The 4,697-nt window shown below is 39.6% G+C and carries 8 protein-coding genes; 3 read left to right on the top strand and 5 right to left on the bottom strand.

Going from position 1 to position 4,697, the window contains the following annotated elements; translation table 11 throughout:
- A partial coding sequence (locus ACFQ2O_RS20070; protein ID WP_377532262.1) for a hypothetical protein occupies positions 1 to 189 on the top strand: 189 nt, incomplete at its 5' end.
- A gap of 431 nt (positions 190 to 620) precedes the next feature.
- On the opposite strand, the gene ACFQ2O_RS20065 is transcribed toward ACFQ2O_RS20070, so the two are convergent.
- From ACFQ2O_RS20065 to ACFQ2O_RS20055, 3 genes are read right to left on the bottom strand one after another with little or no spacing between them, the layout of a single operon-like run.
- On the bottom strand, positions 621 to 1,850 hold the full coding sequence (locus ACFQ2O_RS20065; RefSeq protein WP_377532260.1) for a hypothetical protein: 1,230 nt from the start codon (positions 1,848 to 1,850) through the stop codon (positions 621 to 623).
- Positions 1,851 to 1,882: 32 nt separating this feature from the next.
- Positions 1,883 to 2,302 carry a lecithin retinol acyltransferase family protein gene (locus ACFQ2O_RS20060; protein WP_377532258.1) on the bottom strand — a complete coding sequence of 140 codons (420 nt, stop codon included), beginning with the start codon at positions 2,300 to 2,302 and terminating at the stop codon, positions 1,883 to 1,885.
- A gap of 12 nt (positions 2,303 to 2,314) precedes the next feature.
- Positions 2,315 to 2,542: a DUF2188 domain-containing protein gene (locus tag ACFQ2O_RS20055; protein ID WP_377532256.1), complete on the bottom strand. Its 228-nt coding sequence runs from the start codon at positions 2,540 to 2,542 to the stop codon at positions 2,315 to 2,317.
- A gap of 146 nt (positions 2,543 to 2,688) precedes the next feature.
- Between ACFQ2O_RS20055 and ACFQ2O_RS20050 the strand changes: the two genes are divergently transcribed.
- Together ACFQ2O_RS20050 and ACFQ2O_RS20045 are read left to right on the top strand one after the other, a co-directional pair.
- Positions 2,689 to 3,048 (top strand): helix-turn-helix transcriptional regulator, encoded by a 360-nt coding sequence (locus ACFQ2O_RS20050; RefSeq protein WP_377532254.1) that lies wholly within the window; start codon positions 2,689 to 2,691, stop codon positions 3,046 to 3,048.
- A gap of 7 nt (positions 3,049 to 3,055) precedes the next feature.
- Entirely contained in the window at positions 3,056 to 3,559 is a 504-nt protein-coding gene (locus ACFQ2O_RS20045; protein ID WP_377532252.1) for an ImmA/IrrE family metallo-endopeptidase, read from the top strand.
- Positions 3,560 to 3,714: 155 nt separating this feature from the next.
- Here the strand turns inward: ACFQ2O_RS20045 and ACFQ2O_RS20040 are convergent, their stop codons facing one another.
- A complete protein-coding gene (locus tag ACFQ2O_RS20040; protein WP_377532250.1) occupies positions 3,715 to 4,236 on the bottom strand; it encodes a helix-turn-helix domain-containing protein in 522 nt (173 codons plus the stop codon).
- Positions 4,233 to 4,562: a type II toxin-antitoxin system HigB family toxin gene (locus tag ACFQ2O_RS20035; protein ID WP_377532248.1), complete on the bottom strand. Its 330-nt coding sequence runs from the start codon at positions 4,560 to 4,562 to the stop codon at positions 4,233 to 4,235. The genes ACFQ2O_RS20040 and ACFQ2O_RS20035 overlap by 4 nt, the downstream gene beginning before the upstream one ends.
- Positions 4,563 to 4,697: the final 135 nt, after the last annotated feature.

Raw genomic sequence — 4,697 nt, 5'->3', positions numbered from 1 at the left:
GTCGGGTTAATTTTAATTGAGTTATTCAAAAAAGAGGTCAGTTATGACATTTCAAGAGGAAAGCTTCATGAAATGGTAGAGAATCTTTATGACAAAGGGTTTAAAGAAATTGGGGATAAAATTTGTCTTCTACATGGTGAAGCTGGTTTCCATTTTTTAAGAAGCTTATACATCAAATACAATACATAATTACAGCAATAGCAACCATACAACATTGCAAAGTCACTTAAAGCAACAGCAAGAGGCCTTCTTTTCTGCCCTTAACGGATACAGTGTGCAGCACGAGGCAGGACAGCAGAGTTCTTCTGCTCGGCGGTAGCGGGATATGGTTCTACCCCCCCATTTTTACACCAGGCAGCATACCTCTGCTCAACGTCAAGCTATTATCAGACTAATCGTTGGGCTTATGTTTGTGAGGCCTAAGTGGTGGGTATTTTTCTTTTTTTTCTGGCGTAACGCGCCTTCTTCTGTCTAGAGACCCATCATCTTTTTTAGGTTTAGGACCAGGTTTAATAGCTCGAATTTCTATCATGGTTGTTTCTTCTATTATAAGTTGTTTTTTAAAATACCGAGAATAAAATTTATCAGCAAAAGAGCGACTTATGGTGTATACTACATTATCAATCCCTTTTAATTAGTGTCTCGTACATAAAATACCTTAAGTATTCTTTGGCTTCAATGTCCTCTACTATAAGGTCAATTTTGTTCATCAACTTCATAAGTGAGTAGATGCTGTCGACACGGTTGATAAGCTCATCAAGTATTTCCTTCTTGTACTTTACCATTTCATTAGACTTCATCTTTTCAACCTTGCTTCTGATTAGATGCCTAATTTGGTCAGGGTTGTTTATTGTACTTATATGGGCCAAGTCATTAAAAAGCTCTTCTTCTCGCTCCTTGTATTTGGCAATGTTTTCGAGCGATCTTAGAGCTGTTCTGGGTGGCACACCATGTGTAATAGAAACAAAGCTTGTTTTAAGATCTTTGGGTTTGATAAAGATTTCCTCTTCTTCCCCCTTGTTGTCCCCATAAATGAGTGTCATCACGCCGGAGAATCTTAAGGCCTCCCTTTTTACCTCGTCATTTGAAACTTCGATGATGTACTTTGCCTTGCCTACTTTTTCAACTGGCCGGCTTTCCTCCTTCTCAAAGTAAATGCGTATAAAAGACTCATTGTATTCACAGCGCTTAACTGTAAACCTGGCATCTTTTTTTGATTCTTGGTGCAGCGCTAGCAAACCAACAAATACGGCGATGTTGTTATTGTAGTCGTAATAGTTCTTGCATGAAGTAATGGCTCTGAAGTAGACTCCATCTTCATCTTTTAGCAGTCTGTATTTCTTCCTATGGGTTTTCCCATTACTGTAAATCTCCTTGAGGGAATCTAAGTTCGTTTGCACCAGGTGTCCATAGCCACTGTCTATAAGACTGTTGGCGTACCTGTCCATGTTGAATAAGGTAGAAAAGAAGTCACTTCTGGCCGAATAGATAGGTTTTGCTATTATGCTGCCACCCTCTATTAATTCCCCGGTTTCTTCGTCTACTTGACTGAAGACGAAGGCGAATTTGCCGTCATCCTCGGTTTTCGTGAAGGCAAGATTGTTGTAGCTCGCTTCTAGGTCAATCTTCTCGAATTCTTTGTTCTTCGCCTTTATCGCCTGCAATAAGGTAGCTGCACCGGGGATTTCAATAAACTCGTCTTTCAGCTTTTCAACTTCAAGTAGTTCACATAAATCCTCGTAGAAAGGGCTACTCGTTATGAGTTTAACAACCTCTTTCACAGGCACTCCTCTATCTGAAGCCGGAATGTCTTTATCTGTAAATGACTTCTTTCTAAACTTATCTTCCATGTTACTTTTAGTTATTATTGCTTAGCTAACAGCTAGTCCTTTAAAATTGCCCAAGCCATGCACACAAGCGCCGTCCATCCAAACACCAGATTAACCTGTGCACTAGCCGGTGTGCGGGTAAGCACATCGTTCACGAAATGTTCGCAGTTGTAGCTTAGCAGATGGTAGGGGCGGCCTAGCTTAGCTACTGCATCCTGAACGACTGCTTGCCGTTCTTTAGGGGTTCCTGAAAACTTCTTGATTGTACTGACCTTGCTTGTCCCTGCCAGGAAGTCTTTTAACCTGGTAAGCTTTACACCTTGGCCGACTAAATTCTCACACATGTAGTGATGTCCCGTGGCATCACATCCGACATACAGGGCATGGTGTTGAATCACTTCCCACTCACTCTTGGGTACCACGACGGTATCTCCGGCCTCTAGCTTGTAAGCTGTTATAAAATTATTCTCCATAATCTTGCGCTATTAGCCTTTCGGTGGATAAGAATCTTCGCCGTACGTGTTTTTCTCACGTATCCGGCCATTTTTACCATGGATAAGCAGCTCCGAGCCTTGGTTTACTGCGATTTGCTTGGCCACTTTAATAGCTTCCGCCTGAGTAGAAGTTACCTTGGTGGCTTTTTCATTTCCGGCACCCTTAACGGCCCAGCCTTCCGGATGCTTTACAACATGTTGGTTTTTTCCCTTTGACATAATTGAATAGTTAAATATTTGATGCAAATATATATCAGCACTCTATACTTTGTCAAGTATTACAAACATTATTTTTTTGTTTGTAATACAAACAGTTTGAAATGTTTTACTTCAACCCTATCTTTGTAGGACAAACCCAATGGAAAATGGAAGAAGAAAAGAAGTTTTACTTGAGAGTTGGGGAGAACATTAAGCGTGCTAGGGAAGCCGTTAATTTAAAACAAGAAGAGTTTGCAATATTACTTGGGCTTTCTAGAGCCTCTATTGTCAACATCGAAAAGGGAAGGCAATGTCCGAGTCTATACCTGATTGTTAAGGCAACTCATGTGCTAAAAGTGAGTATAGAGGAACTAGTGGGTGAGGTATACAATAAGAACAATACGCCTGAGTCTATCCTATCAGATTCAGTGGAACGGAAAATCAAGCTTGTTCAACAAGAGCTGAATGACTCTCCTGGTGCAGTTGATAAGCTAAGGAATTTTATCCTCGAAAATACATCCATATAACGTTTCTATGTCTGTCAGAATAGAAAATCTCGCAACAGCTATTTTAAAAGAGTGTAATGTCGAGTCACTGCCTGTGCCTCTTGAAGAGATTGTCGCCAAAAGGGGGATTCAAATTCAAGCTTATGACCTAGGGGAAGACGTCTCAGGCGTTCTGCTGTTAGACAAGGACAAAAGTGTGATTGGCTACAACCCTAACGAATCTGGTGTGAGGCAAAGATTTACCATCGCGCATGAATTAGGGCACTTTGAACTGCATCGAACGCATTCCGAACTGTTTGTTGACAAACAACCCCTTTTCAGAAATCAAGACTCCTCTACCGGCGAATTCAAAAAAGAAAAAGAAGCTAATGCGTTTGCAGCAGCTATTTTGATGCCCAAGCACTTGGTTGAAAGAGAAGTAAAAAAGTTAGGCTTTATTAATGAGGCATCAGTTAAGAAATTAGCTGACATCTTTTACGTTAGCCAACAAGCAATGACAATCCGTTTAACAAAACTCAATCTTTTCTGGTAGTAAACTTAATTACTCTAGTTCTAGAGTAGTGTCTCAACTTACCTTTAAAATTAAAGCCGACTTTTTGTAAAGCCGGCTTTAATTTTAAAGGTATTTGTACAATTGAATGTCAAAAGGGGGCTGATTATATCCCATTCCTTCTTTTGTAATGATTTTTACTCTGCCATAATGGCTCCCTGAGCTACCTCGACAGGCGGAAGAAGCTTTTCGAACGGAATATCTAAATAATGGCTTATCAATACGACAACATTAGCATTCAAAGTCCTCTTCCCGTTTAAAATATTGGATAGATGGCTCTTCCGCAAATGTAACTTCTCAGCAAGTTTCTCCTGAGTAATGTGTTTTTCCTTTATTCTTTTTTTAACGATGTCTTTCCGCTTCTCAATAAAACTTCTCCAGTTATGCGTGAATTCTATGGCATCATTCTCTGCCTTTTCAATCTCTTTAACTTTATGAGTAGCAAGTTCGGGCTTTTGCATCTGTTGAGCCCACTGTTCAAACCCTTCCTCGCCAAACGGATGATGAATACCTTCATAGGCCAACACTAGTTCTTTTAGTTTCGACCGATAGTTCTCCTCTTCACTTCCAGGCTCAGCGCCTCTAAGAATACGAAGCATAGCCAAGGCTTTCTCGTACTCTCCTTCATTTTTGATGCTATTTAGAACTTCAAGTTTCATATACTAAACCCCTTGTTTTTAAGAAACTTCTTGATTGTGCTCTTATTATTTTGAAAAGTTGCCTCATAGTCATCATGATTTCCAGCCCATATTATTTCAACCTCCTGGTCTCCAAAATAAATCATCGCCAAGCTTCTAGAACTGGAGACATTGAAGATATAGACATTACCAAGAATGTGATCCACGTCAGGAAAGGTGATTTTGACATCTGCTCCATCCTTCCATTCTGAGGCTTTTATTCTAGAAATAAATATGTCAAACTCACGAGCAAGCTCATATTTATTCTTGACGTATTTAGTTATTTTATTTCTACCTAGTACATCCACAAAACGATACAACGAGTGAAAAAGTTTTCTATTTGAAAACAAATATAAGAATTATATGGCTCTTCCTAAAGTTTATTATAAAATACTTGTCTCTTTCTTACTTTACATAATCTTACTTATCGGCTGAACCGCCAC

The sequence above is a fragment of the Pontibacter rugosus genome (assembly GCF_042678745.1).
Lineage (GTDB): Bacteria > Bacteroidota > Bacteroidia > Cytophagales > Hymenobacteraceae > Pontibacter > Pontibacter rugosus.
Note: the sequence above shows the minus strand (reverse complement) of the source record. Positions and strands in the feature narration are given on the sequence as shown.

What these genes read in the sequence shown, in the direction of transcription:
- ACFQ2O_RS20065 (WP_377532260.1), bottom strand. Translation starts at nt 1,850, where the DNA reads ATGGAAGATAAGTTTAGAAAGAAGTCATTTACAGATAAAGACATTCCG.
- ACFQ2O_RS20060 (WP_377532258.1), bottom strand. Translation starts at nt 2,302, where the DNA reads ATGGAGAATAATTTTATAACAGCTTACAAGCTAGAGGCCGGAGATACC.
- ACFQ2O_RS20055 (WP_377532256.1), bottom strand. Translation starts at nt 2,542, where the DNA reads ATGTCAAAGGGAAAAAACCAACATGTTGTAAAGCATCCGGAAGGCTGG.
- ACFQ2O_RS20050 (WP_377532254.1), top strand. Translation starts at nt 2,689, where the DNA reads ATGGAAGAAGAAAAGAAGTTTTACTTGAGAGTTGGGGAGAACATTAAG.
- ACFQ2O_RS20045 (WP_377532252.1), top strand. Translation starts at nt 3,056, where the DNA reads ATGTCTGTCAGAATAGAAAATCTCGCAACAGCTATTTTAAAAGAGTGT.
- ACFQ2O_RS20040 (WP_377532250.1), bottom strand. Translation starts at nt 4,236, where the DNA reads ATGAAACTTGAAGTTCTAAATAGCATCAAAAATGAAGGAGAGTACGAG.